Genomic DNA, 21,308 nt, shown 5'->3' on the forward strand with positions numbered 1-21,308 from the left:
GTCGAAACCCGCAGAAAAATAAGTCAGGATTCCCAGACGATTTCGTCGTCAACCACGCCGTCTTCGTCGGCCGAGGCGACCAGCACCTCGTCCGTAAAGTGCTCGCCCAGGGTGAAGTCCAGGACAAAGTAGCGCTCAGGCTGCCCGGGGTAGATGGCCAGATGGCCCAGCTTCAGGGCCTTGAGGAAGACGTCATTGGTGAGCTGGCTGCGTTCCTCCACGCCGAACACCTTCTGCAGGTGCTCATCCTTGAGGGCGTTGCAGTGGAAGTGCAGGTACTCCTGCGGGCTGGTGCCTTCCTGGTCGAGTTCCTCCGCGATCATCTCGCGCACCTCGTCAACAAGTTCCGGCAGGAAGCGGAGCCGGTAGTCCACCTTGCGCAGGGCCGCTTCATCGAAGTGGTCGTGCGCGGTGACATTCAGGTCGATCTTGAGCGGGTGGCCGCGCAGCTCATGTTTGGCGGCGAAGAGGTGATCCCTGCCGTGATTGAGCTCAATCTCGCCAAAATGCTGGCTGGCTACCTTGTTCATAGATTCAACATAGCCCCCCGGCGCAGCGCATTCCAGCGTTCAGGCCTAATTCACGGCCGTGCGCATCCCGGCCAACGTCTCCGCCAGCAGGTCGACAAACAGCTGCACCCTGGCTGTTTTCCGGTCATTGATCAGGAGCGCGAAAACGTTGCGCGCAAGCCGGATTTCAGGGACGTCGAGCACCACGACGCCGGTGGGCTTGTTCCGCAGCGCCAGTTCGGGGACCAGCGCTGCACCCAGCCCGGCGGCCGCCATCTCGAGGCTGGCATGGAAGTCGTCGCTGTGCGCCACTACGCGGGGGTGGAGGTTGCAGCCGGCAAACAGCCGTTCGATCACCATTGCGTCACTGGTGCCCGGATGGTGCATGATCCACGGCAGTTCGGACAGGTGTTCGGCTGCCACCCCTGCATCCGGCCGGAAGCCCCAGTCGCGCGGAAGGACCACCCGGAAGTCGTCGTCGCCAATCCATTGCCTGTTAATAGTGGCGGGCCACGCCACCCCCGTCTGCCCCACCTGGAAAACCACTGCGAGGTCCAGGTCTCCTCCCGCCCGCAGCCCCTGGATGGTCTGTCCCGGTTCAGCCACGGAGACGCGGAGATCGATGCCGAGATTCTTCCAGGCCGGATTCTTCAGGATCCGGGGGAGCACGTAGGTGGCAAGGCTGGGGAAAATGCCCAGCCGGAGCTCCTGGCTCGCGGCATCCTGGGTCTTCGACGCGGCGGCCATCAGGGCCTCGATGTCGGTGAGCACCTTGGCCGCGTGCCGGGTCATGACGACGGCGGCCTCCGTAGGCACCACGCTGCGCGCCGAACGCTGGAAAAGGATGGTGCCCGTGTCCCGCTCCAGGGCAGACATCTGCTGGGACACGGCCGAAGCCGTATAGCCCAGGGTCGCCGCGGCTGCTGCGAACGAGCCCAGGCGGGTGACCTCCATCAGTGTCTTCAGGTGTACCGGATTGACCACCAGCCAACAGTACTCCGAGTGCCGTGCCCTTAAGTCCGGGTGCCGCGCCCGTAGGGTTGGACAAAAAGGGCGGTAATCCGCCCATCCGCTCCAGGTCCGGCGCCGAATTGCCGTTTGTATAGCCGTCCAGCGGCAGATGTTCAGCAGAGGAGCGTGGATTGTCACCTAACCCAGCAGCGAGTGGGGGCGAGAGGCGGCGTGTCGCCGTCATCGGCAGCGGAGTGGCAGGCCTGACCGCCGCCTACGTCCTCAACCGGCAGGACGACGTCACCTTGTTCGAGGCCGATTCCCGCCTTGGCGGGCACGCCCACACCCACGACATGCCCCAGCCGGACGGCTCCCTGATGGGTGTGGACACGGGGTTCATCGTCCACAACGAACGCACCTATCCCACCCTCCTGCGGCTGTTCGCAGAGCTCGGGGTCGAAACCCAGGACTCCGAGATGAGCATGTCCATCCGATGTGACGGCTGTGGCCTGGAATACGCGGGGGCACGTGACGGAGCCCGCGGCATCATAGCCAAGCCTTCAAGCCTGCTGCGGGGACGCTACCTGCTGATGCTGCTGGAAGTGACCCGGTTCTACCGCAGAGCCCGCGCATTGCTGAAGACTGCCCCGGTTTCGGCCGTCAGCGGTCACGCCCACACCCCGGAACCCACGCTCGGCGACTTCCTGGCCCGCGAAAAATTCAGCCAGTACTTCATCTCACACTTCATGACCCCTGTGGTCAGTGCGGTGTGGTCCTGCGATCCCACCACGGCACTGAACTACCCTGCCCGCTACCTGTTTACCTTCCTTGGCCACCACGGACTGCTCGGCCTCAAGGGCTCGCCGCAGTGGCGGACGGTTACCGGCGGCTCGGCGCGGTACGTGGAAAAACTGGCGGCGACGCTGCCGGATATCCGGCTCAACACGCCTGTTACCGCCATCCGGCGCCACGACGCAGGCGTGGAGCTCACAGCTGGAGACACGCTGGAAGACTTTGACGCCGTCGTGATCGCCACCCACCCGGCGCAGGCCCTCGGGTTCCTCGCCGACGCCACCCCGGAGGAGAAGGAAGCGCTGGGCGGCATGCCCTACTCCGTGAACCATACGGTCTTCCACCGCGACCCGGCCGTGCTGCCGTCCGCGGACAACGCGAGGGCTTCCTGGAACTACCGCTTGCCGTCCTGTGATGCCCGGCCGGACAGGGTCCTGGTCAGTTACGACCTCACCCGCCTGCAGCGTCTTGAACCGCAGGACGGCCGCCCCTACCTCGTCAGCCTCGGCGAGTCCGATCTCATCGAAGACGGCACCGTGCTGGAACGGATGGTGTACGAGCACCCCCAGTACACGCCCGAATCCCTGAAGGCACAGGAGGCGATTTCCGCCCTGAGCGACGGCAAAGTCGCCTTTGCCGGCGCCTACCTTGGGTGGGGTTTCCACGAAGACGGAGCCCTTGCCGGAGTCCGCGCCGCGGAAAAGCTGGGCCGCCGGTGGGCTCCCGTCAACGCCGGCCCCACGGATGCTGCCGATGAGGGGGAGCGCGAGTTCGCACGGGCGGCGGAACCGTCGTGAGCTACGGTGTAGCCATGAACGCCGCCCCAGCCACCACGCATGGTGCCGCGGCCCCTGCGCCGGCCATCTACCGGACCTCGATTTCACACGTCCGGCAAAGCCCGCTGAAAAACGCGTTCACCTACCGGAGCTACAGCTGGTTCGTCGACGTCGACCGATTGCCCCGCATGCCCGCGTTGCTGCGGCCGCTGGCCGGGTTCCACGCCGGCGACCACCTGGGCAACCCTGAAGACAGCATCCGCGCCAACGTGGAACGCTACCTGCGGACCCAGGGCATCGAGCCGGACGGCGGTGCCATCCACATGCTTACCAGCGCCCGGGTTTTTGGCTACGTCTTCAACCCGCTGTCCCTGTTCTGGTGCTACCGGAGCGACGGCGGCCTCCAATGCGTGATTGCCGAAGTGCACAACACGTACGGTGAGCGCCACTGCTACCTGCTCCGGACGGATGAGGCGGGCCGGGCGTCCGTGCCCAAAGCGTTCTACGTTTCACCCTTCAACGACATTGACGGGCAGTACCGGATGAAACTGCCGGCGCCGGGGGAGCGGCTGGCGGTCTCGATCGTGCTGGAGCGCGAAGGCCAGCGGCCTTTCGTGGCCACCATGGACGGGCGGCGGCGTCCCGCCACCGCCAGGAACATCATCGCTGCCGCCATCCAGGTACCGGCCGCGCCGCTGCTGGTATCCGCCCTGATCAGGGTGCAGGGCATTAAACTCTGGGCAAGACGCCTGCCCGTCGTCACCAAGCCACACCACACCTCACAGGAGGCAGTTCAATGACAATGACGGACGACAACGGCACCGCCGCAGCCCACCCCAAGGCAGGCGCACCGGCCGGGGGCAACGGCCCCGCGGCCTGGACGCCCACCGGAGTGCCGGCATCGCCCGCCACCATCGATCCGGAGATCTGGCCGGGAGTTGCGCAGCCGCCGTCGGGCGCCAAAGCTGCCGTGGCAGGCAAGGCGGCAGGCCTGCTGTTCAAAGGAGCCGCCAAACGGCTTCCCCTCCGCGTGGCCTACCCGGACGGAACTGTCCTGGGCACTGGCGGACCCGACGCGCCGGTGATGACCATGGTCCGGCCGGAAGCGTTCGAGGTCCGGATCGGTGACAACGGACTGATCGGACTGGGCGAATCCTTCATGGCCGGCGACTGGGAAGCCAGCGATTTGGCCGCCGTCCTGGAGGTCTTCGCAGCGTCCGTGGACAGCCTGATCCCCATGCCGCTGCAGAAGCTCCGCTCCCTGTACCTGCCTCGCACGCCCCGGCAGGAACGGAATGCCGAGCAGAACACGCGAAGCAACATCTCACGGCACTATGACCTGTCCAACGAGCTGTTCGCCAACTTCCTTGACACCACCATGAGCTACTCGTCGGCGCTGTTCCCCCCGGCTGCGGGACCGCTGGAGACAGTGGACTTCGGAGTGCTGGCGGAGGCGCAGCAGGTGAAGATCGACAGGCTGCTGGACAAGGCAGGCGTGGGCCAGGGAACCAGGCTCCTGGAAATCGGCACCGGGTGGGGCGAACTTGCCCTGCGGGCCGCAGCCCGCGGTGCCACCGTTTACAGCGTGACGCTCTCCAGCGAGCAGCAGGAGCTGGCCCAGGCCCGCATCGCCGAGGCCGGTTTCTCCGACCAGGTGACTGTGGCGCTGCAGGACTACCGTGCGGTGGAAGGCGAGTACGACGCCGTGGTGTCCGTGGAGATGATCGAGGCAGTGGGCTACGAGTACTGGCCCATCTACTTCCAGACCATCGACCGTGTCCTGGCTCCGGGCGGGAAGGTGGCCATCCAGGCGATCACCATGCCCCACGGCCGGATGCTGGCAACGCGAAACGCCTACACCTGGGTGCACAAGTACATCTTCCCGGGCGGGTTCCTGCCGTCCGTGCGGGCCATCGAAGGGGTCACGCAGCAGCACACCACCCTCCGCGTGCGGGAGCGCATGGGGATGGGTGACCACTACGCTGCCACCCTCCGGCTGTGGGAGGAACGCTTCCTGGCCAGGTCCGCCGAGGTGGGCGGGCTTGGTTTCGACGCGGTGTTCCAGCGGATGTGGCTGTTCTACCTCTGCTACTCGCGTGCCGGGTTCCAGTCCGGCTACCTGGATGTCCAGCAGATCGTGCTGGACCGGCGGGAGGCGCAGCTCTAACGCTACCTTCCCCGGGTGAAAGCTGGGGGGGGCGCACGACGCCGGCCTGCCGCCGTCGTGCGTTTGCTCACCCAAGGGGGTTCCGAAGGTCACTTCGGGACCCCCTTTTGTCTGTCCGGAACGGTCGCGCCGGCGGCCGCGACACGCCGTCTTTTCCCCGACACGCTGGGCTTTAAATGTGGCTAAGTACTCCACAGGGTGTGGATGGTGTCCACGAAATCGCCGGGATTCCGGACATTTTGAAGGGGCCCGCCTGTGGATTAACGGTGCATTAAATGACATACTTGTAATACATCATCTAGGGGTTCCTAAGAGGCGTCTGCACTACATGTAGTATCGACATACAGCTTGGACGGGGACACCGGACCAGCGAAGATTTCGACTAAGGGGACAGGGACAATGACCGTAACGGTTTACACGAAGCCTGCTTGTGTTCAGTGCAACGCCACCTACCGCGCTCTTGATAAAAAGGGCATCACCTACCAGAGCGTTGACATCTCCCAGGACGCCGAGGCGCTCGACCGCCTGAAGGCGCTGGGCTACATGCAGGCTCCCGTTGTAGTCACCGACCAGGACCACTGGTCCGGCTTCCGCCCGGACAAGATCGAGGAACTGGCGCTCTCCGCAGTTTCTTCCGTGGCCTAGGGAATCCGCTTTTCCTTCAAACCAGCCAGCTGAGGTGACTTCCATCGCAGCACCAGCAGCCCAGCAGGGACGCAGGGCCCTGCACAACCACGCGGCTCAGCGCGTGGAGGTGTCCCCTCCGGTCCGGGCCTCGGATGAAACCGACGCAGTCCGGACCGACAGCCAGCTCATCTACTTTTCCTCGACTTCCGAGAACACCGGCCGCTTTGTTGTGAAGCTCGGCCGGGAAGTGGCCCGGATCCCGCTTTATGCGAAGGACGCACCCCTTCTCGCCACCCGGCCGTTTGTGCTGGTGGTGCCCACCTACGGTGGCACCGGGGGAGAGGGGTCCGTCCCCAAGCAGGTCATCCGGTTCCTGAACAACCCGCAGAACAGGCAGCTGCTCCGCGGGGTGATCGGCGCCGGAAACACAAACTTCGGGGACAACTACTGCCTGGCGGCAGACATCATTGCCGCCAAATGCCAGGTACCCCACCTTTATCGATTCGAACTTATGGGAACGCCGGAAGACGTCACCCGGGTCAACCAAGGATTGGACACGTTTTGGACACGACTGTCGCAGACACAGAAGTAACCATGGCCCAGAAGCCTGAGATGCCTGCCGCCTACAAGGGTTTGGGCTATCACGAGCTGAACGCGATGCTGAACCTGTACGGCCCGAACGGAGAGATCCAGTTCGGCGCCGACCGCGAGGCTGCGCACCAGTACTTCCTGCAGCACGTTAACAACAACACCGTGTTCTTCCACGACCTGGAAGAGAAGCTCGAGTACCTGGTCAAGAACGACTACTACGAGCGCGAGACGCTCGACCAGTACACGATGAACTTCATCCGCGATCTCTTCAACCGCGCGTACAAGAAGAAGTTCCGCTTCGAGACCTTCCTGGGCGCGTTCAAGTTCTACACGTCCTACACGCTGAAGACGTTCGACGGCAAGCGTTTCCTGGAGCGCTATGAAGACCGCGTGTGCATGGTGGCCCTGCACCTGGCCCGCGGCAACGAGCAGCTTGCCCTCCAGATGGTGGACGAGATCATCGACGGCCGCTTCCAGCCGGCCACGCCCACGTTCCTGAACGCCGGCAAGAAGCAGCGCGGAGAGCTGGTCTCCTGCTTCCTGCTGCGCATCGAAGACAACATGGAATCGATCGGCCGGTCCATCAACTCCGCCCTGCAGCTGTCCAAGCGTGGCGGCGGTGTGGCGTTTGCGCTGACCAACATCCGTGAGGTGGGCGCGCCCATCAAGCAGATCGAGAACCAGTCCTCCGGCGTCATCCCCGTGATGAAGCTCCTCGAGGACAGCTTCTCCTACGCCAACCAGCTCGGTGCCCGCCAGGGTGCCGGTGCCGTGTACCTGCACGCGCACCACCCGGACATCTACCGGTTCCTGGACACCAAGCGCGAGAATGCGGATGAGAAGATCCGCATCAAGACCCTCTCGCTGGGCGTCGTCATCCCGGACATCACGTTCGAGCTGGCCAAGAAGGACGAGGACATGTACCTGTTCTCGCCCTACGACGTCGAAAAGGTCTACGGCATGCCGTTCTCCGACGTCTCGGTCACCGAGAAGTACTACGAGATGGTGGACGACTCCCGGATCAAGAAGACCAAGATCAAGGCCCGCGAGTTCTTCCAGACCCTTGCCGAGATCCAGTTCGAGTCCGGCTACCCGTACATCATGTTCGAGGACACCGTGAACCGGGCCAACCCGATTGACGGCAAGATCATCATGTCCAACCTGTGCTCGGAGATCCTCCAGGTTTCCCAGCCCACCACGTACCACGATGACCTGTCCTACGATGACACCGGCAAGGACATCTCCTGCAACCTGGGCTCGCTGAACATCGCGAAGACCATGGATTCGCCGGACTTTGGCCTGACCATCGAGACGGCCATCCGTTCACTGTCCGCAGTGTCCGACATGTCCAACATCACCTCGGTGCCGTCCATCGCCAAGGGCAACGACCAGAGCCACGCCATCGGCCTCGGCCAGATGAACCTGCACGGCTACCTGGCCCGCGAACGGGTCCACTACGGTTCGGAAGAGGGCCTGGACTTCACCAACATCTACTTCTACTCGGTGGTGTTCCACGCTGTCCGCGCCTCCAACCTGCTGGCCATCGAGACCGGCCAGACGTTCGGCGGCTTCGAGAAGTCCAAGTACGCCTCGGGTGAGTTCTTCGACAAGTACACGGAGCAGGAATGGGTGCCGCAGACCGAAAAGGTCCGCGAGCTCTTCAAGGACGTGCACATCCCCACGCAGGCTGACTGGCTGGCGCTGAAGGCTTCCGTCATGGAGCACGGCATCTACAACCAGAACCTGCAGGCTGTTCCGCCCACCGGCTCGATCTCTTACATCAACAACTCCACCTCCTCCATCCACCCGGTGGCGTCCAAGATTGAGATCCGCAAGGAAGGCAAGCTGGGCCGCGTGTACTACCCGGCGCCCTACCTCACCAACGACAACCTGGAGTACTACCAGGACGCGTACGAGATCGGCTACGAGAAGGTCATCGACACCTACGCAGCTGCCACCCAGCACGTGGACCAGGGCCTGTCGCTGACGCTGTTCTTCAAGGACACCGCCACCACCCGCGACATCAACAAGGCCCAGATCTACGCCTGGAAGAAGGGCATCAAGACCATCTACTACATCCGTCTCCGCCAGCTCGCGCTGGAGGGAACGGAAGTGGAAAACTGCGTTTCCTGCATGTTGTAACCATAATAAGTTGATTTTCTTCTAGGGGAGAAATGGAAACGACGACGGCGACAGGCGGCTTGGTCTACGGCATCCGGCTTCGGCGGGAGGTCGAGTACCGCTACGTCGGTATCACTACCAAGACGGCCAGTCGTCGTTTCCATCAACACCTCCGGGCAGCAGCGGAGGGCCGAAAAATGCCGTTTTACGATTGGGTCCGCAAGCACGATCCCGCCGACCTGATCGCGGACGAAGTGGATTGGATCGAGGGCTTGCAGGATCTGGGCCAGGCCGAGATGGACTGGATCAGCTACCTGCGCCGCGAGGGCGATCGCCTGCTGAATCTTTCCGATGGCGGCCTTGGTCCCACGGGAGTTGTGTGGACTGAGGAGATGCGGGAAGCTGCCAGTGTCCGCGGCACCGGTCGTAAGGGGTCGAGCCGGCCGGGCGCAGCGAACCCCTTCTACGGCGGAAAGCACAGCCTAGAGCAGCGCAACAGGTGGTCCCAGGACCGCAAAGGCACGAATTCCGGCACGGCCAACCCGAATTATGGCAGGTTCGGAGCGGAGCATCCAAGCTTTCGGCATACGGTTTCAGCCGAAACCCGACAGTTGCTTTCCGAGGCCAAGAAGGGCGCCGGGAACCCGAACTTCGGGAAGAAGGCCAGCGCCGAAACCCGTGCGAAAATGTCGGCAGTACGGAAGGGCCGGCCAATGCCTTCCAGCCAGCGAAACGCACACACCAGACATCACATCAACAAAGGCATCGAGAAAGCCGACTGCAAGTACTGCGTCGAGGACTCAGCCAAACCAAGTCTCTCTTCAGAAAGCGAGTCGGAGTCATGACCGAGAAAGTAAAGCTCCTTAGCCACGTCGAGGCCATCAACTGGAACCGCATCCAGGACGATAAGGACGTGGACGTCTGGAACCGCCTGGTGAACAACTTCTGGCTGCCGGAGAAGGTGCCGCTGTCCAACGACGTCCAGTCGTGGAACACGCTGACCCCTGTCGAGCAGCAGCTGACCATGCGCGTGTTCACCGGCCTGACCCTGCTGGACACCATCCAGGGCACCGTCGGCGCCGTCTCCCTGATCCCGGACGCCCTCACACCGCATGAGGAAGCCGTCTACACGAACATCGCGTTCATGGAGTCCGTGCACGCCAAGAGCTACTCCTCGATCTTCTCCACGCTGGCCTCCACCAAGGAGATCGACGAGGCGTTCCGCTGGTCCACCGAGAACGAGAACCTTCAGAAGAAGGCCCAGATCGTCATGGACTACTACCAGGGTGACGACCCCCTGAAGCGCAAGGTGGCCTCCACCCTGCTGGAGAGCTTCCTGTTCTACTCGGGCTTCTACCTGCCCATGTACTGGTCCTCACGGGCCAAGCTGACGAACACCGCCGACCTGATCCGCCTGATCATCCGCGACGAAGCCGTGCACGGCTACTACATCGGCTACAAGTTCCAGCGCGCGCTGGAGACCGTCTCCGAGGAACGCCGCCAGGAAATCAAGGACTACACGTTCGAACTGCTCTTCGAGCTGTACGAGAACGAGGTCCAGTACACGCATGACCTGTACGACGGCGTCGGGCTGGCCGAGGACGTCAAGAAGTTCCTGCACTACAACGCCAACAAGGCGCTGATGAACCTGGGCTACGAGGCCATGTTCCCGGCTTCCGTCACCGACGTGAACCCGGCCATCCTCTCGGCCCTGTCCCCGAACGCGGACGAGAACCACGACTTCTTCTCCGGGTCCGGTTCCTCCTATGTGATCGGCAAGGCCGTGAACACCGAGGACGAGGACTGGGACTTCTAGTCTCTTCGTCTTCAACAGCACAGACATAAGCTGATGGCCCCCGGGATACTCCGGGGGCCATCTGCTTCTATTCGACGACGGGCGAAGGTCTGAGATGATGCCCTGATTCCGGTGCCCTCTTTGGAGTTGACTCAGTGAGTGGTTGGAGCCAGATAGGCTTCAGTCCATGAGCCGTGCAATTTTTCATGCGCTCCACGTCGCGATGGCACGGTCGATGGAGGATGTGCGGAATCGGGCTGACGTGCCGACAGTTGCCAGTCCAGGCGGCCCGTGAAACGCCGCGAGATCTGGGGTGTTGCCTTGCTGTTGGCTGCCGCCGTTGTGACCGGAGGTGGCCTGGGGCTGCACGTTGCGGACCGCGCCGCTGCTGACCAAGGCTTGCTCCTGTACATCGGAGTGCGGGCGTCCAACGTTGTCTACGGGCTAATGATCGTGGCTTCCTTTCTGGCCGCCGCGGGGCTGCTACTCGTGGTCCCTTCACTGATCGGCCGCATCCCTAAGAAGATCCTGCGGCGCACGGTTGGCTGGATGACGGGACTGGCCGCCGCCGCGGCACTGCCCTTCCTCGGCATCGTCCTCATCTTCGCGATCCTCGGCGCAGTAGGTATCGGCGATGATGTGAAAGTCGCGGCTGCTGACGGCCAGTCCGTTCTCCTGGTCCAGGACGGTTTCGACGGGGACACCGTCGACATCTACACCCTGCACGACGATCTCCATTACCAGTGGGCACGCCGCGCTGACGAGCTGGGTGGCTGGCCCCGGGTGAAGGACCAGGACTGCCAGCTGCACAGTGATGCCACCGGCCTGCAGCTCACGTGCGGGGCCCAGAAAGTGGCCATTGGCCAGTAGGCGCTACATGAACATCGCGGATGGTGAGACCTACCTCCATCCGTTACTGCTGTGGAGGGCATTGGCCGCGGCCGCCGCCGGACACGTAGGATGCGAATGCCGTCCCCAAGAGAAAGACCCCTGTGAAGCAGAGTATTTTCGCCCGCGTTGCCCAGCTCGCCAAAGCCAACCTGAATGCCGTCCTGGACTCCGCGGAGGACCCGCAGAAGATGCTGGACCAGATGGTCCGCGACTACTCGAACAACATCCGTGAAGCCGAGGCCGCCATCGCACAGACCATCGGTAACCTCCGGATGGCCGAGAACGACCACAAACGGGCAATTGAGGACGCGAACTCCTGGGGCAATAAGGCCATCGCAGCCTCCCGCAAGGCAGACGAGTTCCGGGCCGCCGGCAACAGCGACGCGGACAAGTTCGACGCCCTCGCCCGGCTTGCGCTTCAGCGACAGATGTCCGCCGAGACCACCGCCAAGGCCCAGGCGCCGGGCCTGGCGGCTCAAAACGAGGTGGTCGACAAGCTGAAGAACGGCCTGGACCAGATGCGCGGCAAGCTCGGCGAACTGACCGCCAAGCGCAACGAGCTGGTCAACCGGGCCAGGGTCGCCGCCACCCAGTCCCAGGTCAGCGACGCCCTCAAAGCCCTCGACACCGGAGACCCGACGTCGGCCATTGGCCGGTACGAGGAAAGCATCCGTCGCCAGGAAGCAACTGTCCGCGGCCAGCAGGAACTCGCTGCCTCTTCCCTGGACGCCCAGTTCGCCTCCCTTGAAGACCTCGGGGAGCAGACCGAAGTGGAAGCCCGCCTCGCTGCCCTCAAATCGATGGACCGGAAAGCCATCGACGGCCAGGGGACAGCACCGGGTAACTGAAGGTTCTCGGGCACTCTATCCTGCACCGCAGTCGCCAACGGCATCCTCTAGGGACTGGCGGTGGCCGCACTTACGTTGTTCGCGCAGAGGCGGTTCCGGAAGACCGACGCCCGACTCGACGACCGGGGACAGGCGCTCATGTTCCTGCGGTATCCCGACGCGAGGCCCGGTTCGCTCAGCACCATCTGGCAGATGGGCATCGCCGATCCGGCGCCGGGCCGGATCGATTTCCAGCCAGCCATATACGAAGACCTTGTACATATTGGCCGCATGAAGGCTCTGACCGGACTTACCGCCTTTTCAGCGCCGCGGTATGCGGATCGCGACGACAACCGGCATAATGTGCCGCCCGGTTTCCAGGTCGTCAGTGCCGAATCAGATGGCGGGTCTATCGAGATCGCAGCAAGGCCGCAAACGCTTCGGAGAATCCGGGAAACCGTGGAGTCCGCAGCCTCCTAAGCCTTTCATGGTTGCATTGGCGAGTGTCAGTTTCTCTTGCGTTGAATCAGGATGCGGACTATCCGGTACAGGCAGTACAGGATCAGAAGAAGAGACAGGACTGCTATGACAGTCGCTGCCGGGACGCCAATCACTGGGCCACTTTCACAGAAGCTTTCTCCGTAGCCTGGCGCGTAGTCAACACAGCGTCCCACCCAGAGGAGGGACCATGGCAGGAGAAATATCAGGACGACGAGAATGGCAACAAGCCAGGCCCACACCTCGGTTAAAGGCCAGGACGGTGACCTCCTTCGCTTCACGCTACTGTCCTTGCCCGGGCAGTTCGGTAACCGCCTTCTGGGATCTCCGGCGGCCATGTCCCCATGCGAAGACCGCGAACAGGACCGGGTTGTCGAGTGGGTTCATTGCTGCTGGTCCTCCTCGGGCCAGTACGGCTGAACGCGTGCGGCGGCGTCCCGGAGGTGCCCGCCGTCGAGGGTGATGGAGGTCTCGGGCATACCCATGTCGGTCCACTGGGTGACCAGTCGCAGGTCCCCGGCTGGCGGCAGCGGCCACAGCCAGAGCGTTCCGCTGGAGGACATCTCGTCGTCTCCACCGTTACCGCCCTGTCCCTGGAAGAGGAGCACCGGAGGGTCCGGACTAGGTGCGTTCGGCGCTGGATGAGGCCTGTTGAGCATCGCCCCGGAAGAGGCTTTGGATCCGTCAGCAAGCTGGACCCCGCAGAGCAGTGTTGCCAGGGGCTGACGGGGCCTGGCCCATCTGGCGTGCGGTTGGGAGAAGAACGATGCGTTCAGTTCGTCCCACTGCTCGTCGCTCTCGTTCCGCCGGCGCAACTTCCACGACAGATCGAAAAGGCAGCCGGTGGAGTACACCTTGACCGACTCGACCGCCATAATGAAGGCCGGGGACCGGTGCAGGAACCGGCCAAGATGGACCACATCTGGCAGCTCATGTCGTGGGGCGCCAGCCCATTCGGGTGGAACGTATCGGACGGTGCGGCCACGGCGGGGCGGTTCGGGTACGGGCAAATCCTGGAAGAAGGTCATCCGAGTCCTTTGCTGCGCTGGCTGTGACTGACCAGCGGAAGCGGCGAACCGCCGTGGATCCCCCAATCCGTCCTAACCCACCCAGTCTAGCCACGCGCCCGTCGGTGGCCACGTCGGACTACCCAGGTCCTTGCTCACCTCAAGAAGACCTGGTGGAAGCAGCCGCACGCGCCGGCGAAGTGATGTATCGCCCTAGAACAGCGGCCACGGGACCGCGGGCATGCCGCCCCTCGGAGCCGGAAACCGGCCCGCGGAGCGCAACCGGGTACAGCGCATGGCAAGGGATGCGATTTCATCGTCGCTGAGCAGGTCCGCGAGGTCCCGGCCCAGGTCCCCGTCCAGGCCCTTGGCGACCCGCTCAATTCCCTGCAGCTCCTCGTTGCTCAGGTCATCGCCCAGCCAGCCCCACAGCACCGTGCGCAACTTGTGGTCCGTGTGGAAGGTCAGCCCGTGGTCCACGCCGTGCCGGTGCCCGCCGGCGATGGCGAGGATGTGGCCGCCCTTGCGGTCGGCATTATTCACCACGACGTCGAACACGGCCATGCGCCTCAGCGCCAAAGAGTCCTCGTGGAGGAGGGCGACTTCCCGTCCGGTCTCATCCTCGCCTTCGAGGACGTGGCGCCAACCGGTCCCGGGCGCGTCCTCCGGAGAGAAGATGTCCACCGCCTTCTGGTCGGGGTCCGGCTCCTGCCACAGCTGCACCATCCCCTCACCCAGCGGACCGTCCCGCAGCCAGGTGCGCGGCACGATGTTCCAGCCGAATGCCTCCGAGACCAGGTAAGCGGCGACCTCCCGGTGGGCGAGGAAACCGTCGGGAAAGTCCCACAGCGGTTTCTCTCCGGCGATCGGCTTGTAGACAACGGTCGTGTCGCCGATGCTCCCCACGAAGGTGGCATTCGACGCCGTCGTGATTCTCCCGGTGAGGGTCAGTGCGCCGGCGGACAGGTCGGCGGGCATCAGGCCTCGGGCAGGGTGCAGACGTGCCCTTCGGGGTCTACGGGGTAGCCGCAGAGCGGGCAGGCGGGGCGCCCGGCGCCCACGATCTCACGCGTGCGCTTGGCGAATGCGCGTGCGGTACCCACCGGCATCCGTACCAGCAGCATCTCGGGGACTTCGGCGTCGTCCACGTCGGGTATCTCGCCGGCATCAGCATCGATCTCGATAATGGGGTAGGCCTCAATGACGATCTGCGCGGTTGCCGGGTCCCAGCCCAGGCTCATGGCGCCCGTCCGGAACTGCTCCTCGACCGTCTCGAGCTGGTCATTGTCAACCAGTTCCACGGGTGTACCTGCGGGAACGCTGAACGGATTGCCCTCGATGGTGCCGAGCTGATCGAGGATGTCGTCGATCTTTTCCGCCAGCTCGGCTGACTGCTGCTTCTCCAACGCGATACTGACTATCTGTTTACCCATGCGGACCTGCAGATAGAACGTGCGTGCCCCCGGGACGCCGATGGTGCCGATGACCACCCGGTCAGGCCAGGCAAATTCGTGAAAAAGTGTGGGCATATCAGTATTTTAGGCACATGGGCCTACGTGGCAGCCTGTCCCGCGCCGCCGCCCACCGGCGTATCGCCGGAAGTGATCCCGTGGGCGAGCCACCCGAGATCCCCTGCATCGGTGTTGGTGGCGTGGACGCTTGGCCGCGCCGGACCGTAGTGCACTATCGAGATGGAGGCAGGACCCACGTTGATGCGCTGGAAGAGGTCCAGATGCATGCCAAGCGCGTCGGCCAGGATTGATTTGATGATGTCGCCGTGGCTCACTGCCACCCACACGGCTCCCGGGCCGTGACTGGCTTCAAAGGCCGCGTCATGGCGCCTGATTGCTGCCACTGACCGGGCCTGCATCCCAGCCATTGATTCACCGCCCGGGAAGATAACAGTGGACGGTTGAGACTGCACTGCACTCCACAGGTCTTCGGTGGCGAGGTCACTGAGTTTGCGGCCCTGCCACTGCCCGTAGTCACATTCCGTGAGGTCGGCTTCGACCGGCGCGGCGGGACTGCCTGCCTGGCGCCCAAGGATGAACTGGGCGGTTTCCCGGCAGCGCTCAAGCGGACTGGACACCACCCCCGCCAGGGGCAATACGGCCAGGCGGTCTCCGGCAAGAGCCGCCTGCCCAAGTCCGGTCTGGTCCAGGCCCACGCCGGCAGCCCGCCCGGCCAGGATCCCGGACGCGTTGGCGGTGGTGCGGCCGTGCCGCACAAGGATAACTGTTGCCATCCACCCAGCCTAACCAGACTGGCCCGTCCAACCGGCTGCACATGCTTCAGTACTTCTGGGGCAGGCTGACTGACGGGGTCCTGGACGGGGGGACATCGAATTTGCTGAGGACCCTGGTCATGATGTTGTTGAATACCGGCGCCGTGGAAATTCCGTAGATGTTCCCGGCCGGCCGCTGGACATTGACCATGACGACGTACTGCGGATCATCCATCGGTGCCATGCCCACAAACGAAGCTGTATAGCCGTCCAGGCCCTTGCCCGAATCGGCCACGGCTTCGGCAGTGCCGGTCTTGCCGCCAACCCGGTACCCCGGAACCTTGATGTCCTTGGCGCCACCAGCGGTAACGACACTCTCGAGGATGTCGCGTGTTTGCCGTGCCGTCGCTTCGCTGACCGCCCTGCTGCCGGACTCCGCTTCTACCGGGTGTTCGGTGCCGTCCGGGTCGAGGTAGGACTCGATCAGCCGCGGCTTGAGCAGGACGCCGTCGTTGGCGATTGCCTGGAACGCCATGGTGGTTTGCAGGGGAGTCTGCGATACGCCCTGGCCGAAGAGGACGGCGAATTCCTGCCGGCCGTCCCACTGGTCCGGCTTGGCCAGGAGCCCCGCGGATTCGCCGGGGAGGGGAATTCCCGTGCTGGAGCCGACGCCGAACTTTTTGAGGTAGTCATAGCGCTGTTCCCGGCTCAGGTCCTGGCCAACCATGACGGTGCCCGTGTTCATCGAGGAACCGATGACGCCTGCAAAGGTCCGTTTCTCCGTGCCGTGCTCGAAGGAATCCTTGAAGAACTGCCCGTTCACTGTGTACCCGGACGGAATGACGAGGCGGGAATCGGGGCTAACGAGCCCTTCTTCGATGGCGGCCGCTGCGGTGATGGCCTTTTCGGTTGACCCTGGCTCAATGGCGGCCTGCACGGACCGCGCCCCGCGGTCTTCCGGTGCGGTGGCTCCGGGGTCGTTGGGGTCGACCGAATTGGTTTCCGCCATGGCCCGGATCTTGCCGGTCTTGGCTTCGACCACGATCAGGTTTGCCCAGTCGGCGCTGAGCTTTCCGGCCTGGGCTTCCAGCGCTTCCTGCGCCGCGTACTGCAGATCGGTGTCGATGGTGAGCTTGACCGACTGTCCGTTGGTGGCAGGCACCACCTCCAGGGGAGCGGTGGGGATGATGATCCCGTCGGCGCCGGTCTGGTAGGTCCGTTCGCCATCCCGGCCCGTCAGCTGTTCGTCCAGGGTCAGTTCGAGGCCGGCGGCGCCGCCTTGGTCATTGGTGAAGCCAACTATGCTGCCGGCCACCGCCCCTTGCGGGTACGCACGCTTCTTGACCGGCCTCGACTCCACGCCAGGAACGCCCAGGTCCATAACCGCCCGTTCGACGCCGGGGTCCACTGCTTTGGCGAGATAGGTGAACAGGGCATCGCCGGTCATGAGTTCACGGACTTCGGGCTCAGGCATCTCCAGGAGGTTGGCCAGTTCCTGGAGGCCCTGGTCCCGGGTGACCGTGCGTACCGTGCCGGAATCGTCGACCTGACGAAAAGTCTCCGTGGTGGTGTTGACCTTTGGTGTGCCCACGATGTCGTAGCGGACGGTGCTTTGGGCCAGGACCGTGCCGTTCATGTCCAGGATGGCGCCACGCTCGGAGGCGAGCGCGGATACCTGGGTCCGCCGGTCCGCAGCCTTGGACGCGTAACTCTCGGGATCAAAGCCCTGGACCACGAACACCCGGCCGGCGACCACCAGGAGCAGCGCCACCATGAAGCAGAATCCCAAGCGGACGCGGGCGGTGGATCGCGGGCTGGACACGTCATGGATTCGCACCCGTCCACGTTAGCCGCGGTCCCCGCACGGCGGCCCCCGGCGGTCCGGCGTGGCCGGGAATGTGAGATTTGGCACGCCCGGCCGCCGCGGAACCGTCCGTCAGGGAAGCGGCGCGACGTCGATGAGCACCTTCCCGATGGCCCCTTGCTCGACGGCGTCGTGCGCCGATGCGGTTTCCGCAAGCGGGAAACGTGTCAGCGGCAGGCCGTGGTCCTCACCGACGCGAAGCGCGCCTGCCGCGAGCGCCTCGGCCACGGAAGCCACCGCATCCTGCTTCTGCCCATCAGTGACGGTGTAGGTCAGGATGAACTGGTACCGGATGTTCTTGCCCATGCTTTCCCTGACGGGCACTGCCACCGATTCGCCGGGATTCGCCGCGTAGATGGCGATGGTCCCGCACGGCTTGAGGATCTCGACGTCGGATGCCAGGTTCGCCGGTGCGTTGACGTCCACGATGGTGTCCACGCCCTCCGGAACCAAGGCGTTGACAGCGCCAACTACGTCTTCGGTGCGGTAGTTGAGCACATGATGCGCTCCTGCGAGGCGTGCGAGGCCGGCTTTCCGGTCGTCGCTGACGGTGGTTATCACGGTAGCTCCGGCCCAGCGGGCCAGCTGGATTGCGGCGTGGCTTACGGCTCCTGCACCGCCGGTGACGAGGACGGTCCGTCCGGTCAACGATCCGGGGGAGAGACGGCCGGGTCCATGTTCACTGGAGGTCAGGGCCCTGTGCGCTGTCAGGGCCGGGATGCCCAGGGAGGCACCGGTGTCAAAGGATTCACCAGCGGGAAGGGCAACCACTTTTGCCGAGGGAACAACGGCATACTCCTGGGCCGTACCTTCGTCGCTGCCCCAGGCCACGTCCCAAAGCCAGACGCGGTCACCGGCGCTGAAGCCCGTCACCCCGGGACCGACGGCGTCTACAATTCCCGCGCCGTCCTGGTTCGGAACCTTTGGCGCCTTCAGCTTCGTGCTGCCCTGCCCGCTGCCGGCGCGGGACTTCCAATCCGTGGGATTCACCCCGGAAACAACCAGCCGGACCCGGACCTCGCCGGGACCCGGATCGCTTAGTGGCTTGTCCTGCAGTTGCAGCACCGACGACGCGCCGGTCTCTTCGTATACGATCGCTTTCACTTGTTCTCCATGCCTCGACGAAATCTGGCCCTGCCGTACGGCACCAACCTACCGAACACCAGTGCGCCGCACTGCTCCGTCATTGGCGGAGCATGGTGACCGCTCCGCCGATGGCGCCAAGCCGGCGGTTCGAGGCCAGCCCCAGGTGATAGACGTGGAGTTCGCCGGCTCCCGCCTCCGCAAGGGCGCGCCACTCCGAAGCCAGCCCGCCGCCGTCGTACGTCTTCGGCGGTAGAGCCAGGACGTAGGCTCCCGTGCGTACGCCCGTGTCCGCCATGGCTTCCAGCCATTCGGAGCACTGAGCGGCTTCTCCCCAGCAGGGCACGACGGCGGTGAGGTCACCGGCCGCTGGCCAGAGCCGGCTCCGGCGCAGCACCTCCGCCGGCACGAAGGGGCCCGTGGCCCAGGGGTCGGGCGTGGCATGAATGGACAGGCGCAGGCTCAAGCCGCTTGATTCCACTGCACCAAGACACCCGTCCAGCAGGGTTGCAGCGGCGTCCCACCGGACCTGCAGCAGCGGCACGAATTCTGCGGCCTCGCGGGCCCCAGCCGGTGTCATGTTCGGATCGTCTGCGGCAAGGACCAGCTCCTGCACACGGGAGCGGAGCCCGGCCACGTCCAGGCCGCGCGACCTACAGGTTTCGGTGCAGGCATCGCAGAAGCAGAGGGAAAGCAGCGCCTGCACCCAGGGCGAGTACTCGGCCCCTTCAGTCTTTTCATGCCGGTTCTGATGGCCGAATCCCAAGGCTCCCACAGCTTCCAGGACCAGTCCGTCAGGCTTTCCTTCCATAAGGACCTGTTCCACCAGCGACGCGGCGTATCTGCGGACCCGTGGCTGGGACGGGCACAGCGCATACGTATACACGTCGCCGAAGGCATTCTGCACGCACAGCCCGGGATTCCGGCTGCCGACAGCACTCGAATGGGTCAGGACCGTCCACGCATCCACGGGAAGTCCGGCCTTCCGCAACTGCGCGGCGGCGGCCCCGAAGGAGTTTTCTCTCCCCGTCCACCCTGCCGCACTGCCCGGGATCAGGGCGTCGTCCCGGAATGCCTCGCCCGCAGGAACGTAAAGGGCTGCGGAACGGGCGTCCACCACCCGCCGGGCAGGGTGCCGCGGCGTCCCCGCCCGTACCGAATGGTAGGCGGCGGCCAGCGCCACCCGGTCCACACCCGTATTTTTGACCCAGCCGGCCGCCTGCGGGTCGCCGAGTACGTCCCAGGGATAGAGGTAGCCCGTGACGTGTGGAGTTTCGGCGCCTACCACCGCGGCAGTTCCGCGGTGTATTCGGGGACGAACCGCTGCATGTACCCGGTGTCGTCCCTGGCCGTCATGCGGGCGTCCAAATACTGCTGGTGCAGTTCGGCGAGCTTTTGACGGTCCAGTTCAATGCCCAATCCGGTGCCGGTGGGGACGCGGACGCTGCCGTCCACGAAACGCAACGTGCCGGGCTTGACCACGTCGTTGTGCCCGTTCCACGGGTAGTGGGTGTCGCAGGCGTAGGTGAGGGCTGGGGTGGCGGCGGCCACGTGGACCATCGCCGCGAGGCTGATGCCCAGGTGGGAGTTTGAATGCATGGACAGTCCCAGCCCGAACGTTTCGCAGATGGCGCCCAGTTCCCGTGTATGGCGGAGGCCGCCCCAGTAGTGGTGGTCACCGAGAATGACCTGGACGGAGCCGAGTTCGACGCTGCGGCGGATGTGCTCGAAAGCCACCACGCACATGTTGGTGGCCAGGGGCATTGCCGCCGTGGCCGCTACCTCGCCCATCCCTTCAAGGCCCGGGGTGGGATCCTCCAGGTACTCGAGCAGGCCATCCGTTTCGCGGGCAACCCACCGGGATGTTTCCACTGTCCAGGCGGTGTTCGGATCAAGGCGCAGCGGCATTTCGGGGAACGCCTCCCGCAGTGCCCGGATGGCTTCGATTTCCTGCGCGGGAGGGAAGACTCCGCCCTTGAGCTTGATGGATTTGAAGCCGTACTCGGAGATCATTTTCTTTGCCTGCCGGACGATCCCTGCCGGGTCCAGGGCTTCGCCCCATCCATCGGTGATGGCGGGCTTGCCGTCCAGCGCGGGATGTTCTGCCCATTTGTAGAAGAGGTAGGCGCTGAAGGGGACCTCGTCGCGGACGGTGCCGCCGAGCAGTTCACTGACGGTCCGGCCTGTGGCGTGCCCCTGGATGTCCAGTGCGGCTACCTCGAAGGCGGAGAACACTGCGGCGCGTTCAAATGCGCCGAGCCCCGGGTCCAGGGCCTGGTTGATGAGTTGTTCCATCCTGGTGGTTTCGAAAATGCTGACACCTTTGATGGCGTTGGCTCCCGCCGCCAGGTTTATAAGGCGGTTGCTGCCTCCCGAGCATTCACCCAGGCCGAGGAGGCCGTTGGCGGTCCGCACTTCGATGACCACCCGGTGGACCAGGGGTTCGTGGACTCCTACGGCGTTCAGCAGCGGCGGATCGGAGAAGGCGATGGGGGTGATGGTGATGTCTGTGATTGCGAGGTCGGTAGCCGTGGGCGTCGAAGGTGCCGTAACGGTGGTGCTGGCGGTCATTGAGCTTCTTTCGT

General features: G+C 64.3%; 21 protein-coding genes. 11 read left to right on the top strand and 10 right to left on the bottom strand.

From position 1 onward, the window contains the following. Window positions 1-23 precede the first annotated feature (23 nt). Both UC32_RS13205 and UC32_RS13210 read right to left on the bottom strand, forming a co-directional pair. Window positions 24-530, bottom strand: a complete 507-nt coding sequence (locus tag UC32_RS13205) for a DUF2004 domain-containing protein (protein ID WP_015937310.1) — start codon at window positions 528-530, stop codon at window positions 24-26. Window positions 531-575: 45 nt separating this feature from the next. Continuing rightward, window positions 576-1,493: a LysR family transcriptional regulator gene (locus UC32_RS13210; protein ID WP_045731661.1), complete on the bottom strand. Its 918-nt coding sequence runs from the start codon at window positions 1,491-1,493 to the stop codon at window positions 576-578. 158 nt (window positions 1,494-1,651) lie between these two features. Here UC32_RS13210 and UC32_RS13215 point away from each other — a divergent pair, with 158 nt between their 5' ends. The 11 genes from UC32_RS13215 (at window position 1,652) to UC32_RS13265 (ending at window position 12,527) form a co-directional block, all read left to right on the top strand. Beyond that, a complete protein-coding gene (locus UC32_RS13215; RefSeq protein ID WP_045731662.1) occupies window positions 1,652-3,049 on the top strand; it encodes an NAD(P)/FAD-dependent oxidoreductase in 1,398 nt (465 codons plus the stop codon). Between the two features lie 14 nt (window positions 3,050-3,063). Next, complete coding sequence (locus UC32_RS13220; RefSeq protein WP_045731705.1) at window positions 3,064-3,828, top strand: DUF1365 domain-containing protein; 765 nt, start codon at window positions 3,064-3,066, stop codon at window positions 3,826-3,828. Beyond that, window positions 3,825-5,195, top strand: coding sequence for a class I SAM-dependent methyltransferase (locus tag UC32_RS13225; RefSeq protein WP_200896384.1), 1,371 nt, complete (start codon window positions 3,825-3,827; stop codon window positions 5,193-5,195). Before UC32_RS13220 ends, UC32_RS13225 begins: the two co-directional genes overlap by 4 nt. A gap of 399 nt (window positions 5,196-5,594) precedes the next feature. Then, window positions 5,595-5,840 carry a glutaredoxin-like protein NrdH gene (gene nrdH / locus UC32_RS13230; protein ID WP_015937305.1) on the top strand — a complete coding sequence of 82 codons (246 nt, stop codon included), beginning with the start codon at window positions 5,595-5,597 and terminating at the stop codon, window positions 5,838-5,840. A gap of 103 nt (window positions 5,841-5,943) precedes the next feature. Continuing rightward, the gene (gene nrdI, locus UC32_RS13235) at window positions 5,944-6,414 is read left to right on the top strand and encodes a class Ib ribonucleoside-diphosphate reductase assembly flavoprotein NrdI (RefSeq protein WP_045731707.1); all 471 of its coding nucleotides are present in this window, start codon (window positions 5,944-5,946) and stop codon (window positions 6,412-6,414) included. 20 nt (window positions 6,415-6,434) lie between these two features. Beyond that, window positions 6,435-8,555: a class 1b ribonucleoside-diphosphate reductase subunit alpha gene (gene nrdE, locus UC32_RS13240; RefSeq protein WP_045731708.1), complete on the top strand. Its 2,121-nt coding sequence runs from the start codon at window positions 6,435-6,437 to the stop codon at window positions 8,553-8,555. Between the two features lie 32 nt (window positions 8,556-8,587). After that, the gene (locus UC32_RS13245) at window positions 8,588-9,379 is read left to right on the top strand and encodes an NUMOD3 domain-containing DNA-binding protein (protein ID WP_045731663.1); all 792 of its coding nucleotides are present in this window, start codon (window positions 8,588-8,590) and stop codon (window positions 9,377-9,379) included. Continuing rightward, window positions 9,376-10,350: a class 1b ribonucleoside-diphosphate reductase subunit beta gene (gene nrdF, locus UC32_RS13250; RefSeq protein ID WP_015937302.1), complete on the top strand. Its 975-nt coding sequence runs from the start codon at window positions 9,376-9,378 to the stop codon at window positions 10,348-10,350. Before UC32_RS13245 ends, nrdF begins: the two co-directional genes overlap by 4 nt. 270 nt (window positions 10,351-10,620) lie before the next feature. Beyond that, complete coding sequence (locus UC32_RS13255; RefSeq protein ID WP_045731664.1) at window positions 10,621-11,199, top strand: hypothetical protein; 579 nt, start codon at window positions 10,621-10,623, stop codon at window positions 11,197-11,199. A gap of 122 nt (window positions 11,200-11,321) precedes the next feature. Beyond that, window positions 11,322-12,068 carry a PspA/IM30 family protein gene (locus UC32_RS13260; protein WP_045731665.1) on the top strand — a complete coding sequence of 249 codons (747 nt, stop codon included), beginning with the start codon at window positions 11,322-11,324 and terminating at the stop codon, window positions 12,066-12,068. A 60-nt stretch (window positions 12,069-12,128) separates the two neighbouring features. Next, window positions 12,129-12,527, top strand: a complete 399-nt coding sequence (locus UC32_RS13265; protein WP_045731666.1) for a hypothetical protein — start codon at window positions 12,129-12,131, stop codon at window positions 12,525-12,527. A gap of 401 nt (window positions 12,528-12,928) precedes the next feature. On the opposite strand, the gene UC32_RS13270 is transcribed toward UC32_RS13265, so the two are convergent. From UC32_RS13270 to UC32_RS13305, 8 genes are all read right to left on the bottom strand, one after another. After that, window positions 12,929-13,465 (bottom strand): hypothetical protein, encoded by a 537-nt coding sequence (locus UC32_RS13270; RefSeq protein ID WP_235423662.1) that lies wholly within the window; start codon window positions 13,463-13,465, stop codon window positions 12,929-12,931. Between the two features lie 300 nt (window positions 13,466-13,765). Further along, entirely contained in the window at window positions 13,766-14,530 is a 765-nt protein-coding gene (locus UC32_RS13275) for an SCO1664 family protein (protein WP_045731668.1), read from the bottom strand. Beyond that, window positions 14,530-15,081, bottom strand: coding sequence for a DUF3090 domain-containing protein (locus UC32_RS13280; protein ID WP_045731669.1), 552 nt, complete (start codon window positions 15,079-15,081; stop codon window positions 14,530-14,532). Before UC32_RS13280 ends, UC32_RS13275 begins: the two co-directional genes overlap by 1 nt. 23 nt (window positions 15,082-15,104) lie before the next feature. Then, window positions 15,105-15,797: a histidine phosphatase family protein gene (locus tag UC32_RS13285; RefSeq protein ID WP_045731670.1), complete on the bottom strand. Its 693-nt coding sequence runs from the start codon at window positions 15,795-15,797 to the stop codon at window positions 15,105-15,107. Between the two features lie 46 nt (window positions 15,798-15,843). After that, on the bottom strand, window positions 15,844-17,550 hold the full coding sequence (locus UC32_RS13290) for a peptidoglycan D,D-transpeptidase FtsI family protein (RefSeq protein WP_235423666.1): 1,707 nt from the start codon (window positions 17,548-17,550) through the stop codon (window positions 15,844-15,846). A gap of 162 nt (window positions 17,551-17,712) precedes the next feature. After that, window positions 17,713-18,744 (bottom strand): NADPH:quinone reductase, encoded by a 1,032-nt coding sequence (locus UC32_RS13295; protein WP_045731672.1) that lies wholly within the window; start codon window positions 18,742-18,744, stop codon window positions 17,713-17,715. 79 nt (window positions 18,745-18,823) lie between these two features. Next, entirely contained in the window at window positions 18,824-20,011 is a 1,188-nt protein-coding gene (locus tag UC32_RS13300; RefSeq protein ID WP_045731673.1) for a hypothetical protein, read from the bottom strand. After that, entirely contained in the window at window positions 20,005-21,294 is a 1,290-nt protein-coding gene (locus tag UC32_RS13305) for a glucarate dehydratase family protein (RefSeq protein WP_045731674.1), read from the bottom strand. The genes UC32_RS13300 and UC32_RS13305 overlap by 7 nt, the downstream gene beginning before the upstream one ends. Between the last annotated feature and the right edge of the window lie 14 nt (window positions 21,295-21,308).

The organism is Pseudarthrobacter chlorophenolicus (assembly GCF_000962805.1).
Classification (GTDB): domain Bacteria; phylum Actinomycetota; class Actinomycetes; order Actinomycetales; family Micrococcaceae; genus Arthrobacter; species Arthrobacter chlorophenolicus_A.